This is a genomic window from Devosia sp. (assembly GCF_034675085.1).
Classification (GTDB): Bacteria; Pseudomonadota; Alphaproteobacteria; order Rhizobiales; family Devosiaceae; genus Devosia.
This window is the reverse complement of record NZ_JAUCDN010000358.1, coordinates 1-3,197: the sequence shown is the minus strand read 5'-3', so window position 1 is coordinate 3,197 and position 3,197 is coordinate 1. Positions and strand designations below refer to the sequence as shown.

Sequence of the window (3,197 nt, the reverse complement as noted above, 5' to 3'; positions counted from 1 at the left end):
CTGGGACTGCCATGGCCTGCCCATCGAATGGAAGATCGAGGAGCAGTATCGCGCCCGCGGCAAGGACAAGAACGACGTTCCCGTCATCGAATTCCGCCAGGAATGCCGCGCCTTCGCCGAGCAATGGGTCGATATCCAGCGCGACGAGTTCAAGCGCCTGGGCATTTTGGGCGAATGGGCCCAGCCCTATCTCACCATGAGCTTCGATGCCGAGGCGCAGATCGCGCGCGAGCTGATGAAGGTCTCCACGTCCGGCCAGCTCTATCGCGGCTCCAAGCCCGTCATGTGGTCGGTGGTCGAGCGCACCGCCCTGGCCGAAGCCGAAATCGAATACCAGGACTATGAGAGCGACACCATCTGGGTGAAATTCCCGGTGGTGATGACTGCTCTTGGCGCAGGTGCGCGATGGACCGATGGCAGCGCAGAAAGCTTGCGCGAATTGGCACAGGATGACCTCGATGCAAAGGAATTGCTTCGCTCCGCATCGGTCGTCATCTGGACCACCACACCTTGGACGATTCCCGCTAATCGCGCGATTTCGTTCTCGAGCCGGATCTCTTATGGGCTATACGAAGTCACTGACGCGCCAACAGAAAACTGGGCCAAAGTCGGCGACAGACTGATCCTGGCCGACAAACTCGCTGCTGAGGTGCTTGCTAAGGCTAAGGTCACCGGTTTCGAGAAACGCGCAACGGTTACTGCTGGGCAACTCAACGCCCTCACCACCGCCCATCCCCTGCGCGGCCTCGCCGGCGGCTACGAATTTGCCGTGCCCCTGCTCGATGGCGAACACGTCACCGACGATGCCGGCACCGGGTTCGTCCATACCGCGCCGGGCCATGGCCTCGATGACTTCGGCATCTGGATGGACTCCACCCGCCTGTTGCAGGATCGCGGCATCGATCCGTCCATCCCCTATGCCGTGGACGATGCCGGCTACTACACCAAGGACGCGCCCGGTTTCGATGGCGCTCGCGTCATCGACGATAACGGCAAGAAGGGCGATGCCAATAACCGCGTCATCGCCGCCCTGGCCGAAGCAGGCAATATCATCGCCCGTGGCCGGGTGAAGCACCAGTATCCCCACTCCTGGCGCTCTAAGAAGCCGGTAATCTTCCGCAACACCCCGCAATGGTTCGTCTATATGGACAAGCCGATCGAGGGCGCGGAAGGCGATACCTTGCGCGCCCGCGCGCTCAATGCCATCGACGCCACCAAATTCTACCCCGCCGCCGGGCAGAACCGCCTGCGCGCCATGATCGCCGACCGCCCCGACTGGGTGCTGTCGCGCCAGCGCGCCTGGGGCGTGCCGATCACCGTCTTCGTCAATAAAAAGACCAGCGAAATCCTCAAGGACGAGGCGGTCAATCACCGCATCGCCCAGTCCTTCGAGGCCGAAGGTGCGGACGCCTGGTACAAGCCCGGCGCCGCGCAGTTCTATCTCGGCGAGGCCCACAAGGCCGAGGATTACGAGATGGTCATGGACGTGCTCGACGTCTGGTTCGATAGCGGCTCCACCCATTCCTTCGTGCTGCGCAACAAGCAGAAATGGCCGCATCTGAAATTCCCGGCCTCGATGTATCTGGAAGGCTCGGACCAGCATCGCGGCTGGTTCCATTCCTCCCTGCTCGAAAGCTGCGCCACCAATGGCCATGCCCCTTACGAGAGCGTGCTCACCCATGGTTTCACCATGGATGGGGAAGGGCGCAAGATGAGCAAGTCGCTGGGCAATACCGTTGCCCCGCAGGACATCATCAAGCAGTTCGGCGCCGATATCCTGCGCCTCTGGGTCGCCTCCGCCGACTATTCGGAAGATTTGCGCCTGGGCAAGGAGATCATCCAGACCACGGTGGATGCCTATCGCAAGCTGCGCAACACCCTGCGCTGGCTGCTGGGCAATCTCGCCCATTTCCGCGCGGACGACGTGGTTGACGTGGCCGACATGCCCGAGTTGGAGCGGCTGATGCTGCACCGGCTGGCCCAGCTCGATGCCGGCGTGCGCGCCGCTTACAAGGAATATGACTATCGCAGGATCGTCACGCTCCTCTCCAATTTCATGAATATCGAGCTCAGCGCCTTCTATTTCGATATCCGCAAGGATGCGCTTTATTGCGACCCAATTTCCTCGCTCACCCGCCGCTCGGCGTTGACCGTGCTCGATCTGCTGTTCAATTGCCTCACCGCATGGCTGGCGCCCATCCTGGTCTTCACCATGGAGGAATGCTGGCTCGAACGGCACCCCGAGCCCGGTTCGTCCGTGCATCTGCGGCTTTTCCCCGAGGTGCCCGCCGCCTGGCTCGATGACGAACTGGCGGCCAAATGGACCCTGATCCGCGCCGTCCGCCGCGTCGTCACCGGCGCGCTGGAAGTCGAGCGCCGCGAAAAGCGCATCGGCTCCTCGCTCGAAGCTGCCCCGAAAGTGTTCATCGAGGATGCGCGCTATCTCGAAGCGCTCAAGGGGCAGGACCTGGCGGAAATCGCCATCACTTCCGCCATCGAGATCGTCTCGGGCACGGGCGGAGGCTTCACCCTCGATGATGTTCCCGGTGTCGCTGTCGAGCCGGCTCTGGCCCAGGGCCGACGCTGCGCCCGCTCGTGGAAAATCCTGCCAGAAGTGGGCTCCGACCCCGACTACCCCGATGTCTCCCCCCGCGACGCCCAGGCCCTGCGCGAACGCGAAGCGGCGGGGTTGTGAGCCGGGCAGCATGGGACCCCATCCCCGGAGCGGCACCTCCCCCTTGACGGCTGGGAGGGGGTGCCGAAAGCCCCGATATCGGGGCCAAACACCCCCCACCCTTGATCCCTCCCCGCAAGGGTGAGGGTGACGACTGAGCCCTCGGTGATAGCCTCCACAGAGGAACGGAAAGCCGGAGACGCCATGAGAATGCCCGCCCCATCCCTGCGTTACCCCTCCTGGCTCGCCTCCCTGATGGCCGCCATCCTCGCCTTCGGCATCGACCGGGCCCAGAAGGGCTTCCACATCGCGCCCGATTGCATGGCGCCGGGCGAAGCCAGATGCGTCGAGGTCTTCACCAGCTACGTGCCCTTTTCCATGACTGGCTGGCGCGGCGGCGAGGTGGTGCGCGTCACCGATTTCTTCGATTATGTGCTGGTGTGGAACACTGGTATTTCCTATGGGCTGCTCGATGGCCTGCCGGTCTGGGCGCTGGGCCTGGTCATGCTGGTGGCCATCATCG

General features: G+C 63.2%; 1 protein-coding gene and 1 pseudogene. Both read left to right on the top strand.

The window, feature by feature from the left end; translation table 11 throughout:
* Positions 1 to 2,695, top strand: a 2,695-nt coding sequence (ileS, locus tag VDP82_RS16170) for an isoleucine--tRNA ligase (protein WP_323015857.1), incomplete at its 5' end; no start/stop codon positions are given.
* Positions 2,696 to 2,878: 183 nt separating this feature from the next.
* Positions 2,879 to 3,197, top strand: a pseudogene (locus tag VDP82_RS16165) (hypothetical protein); the annotation flags it as partial.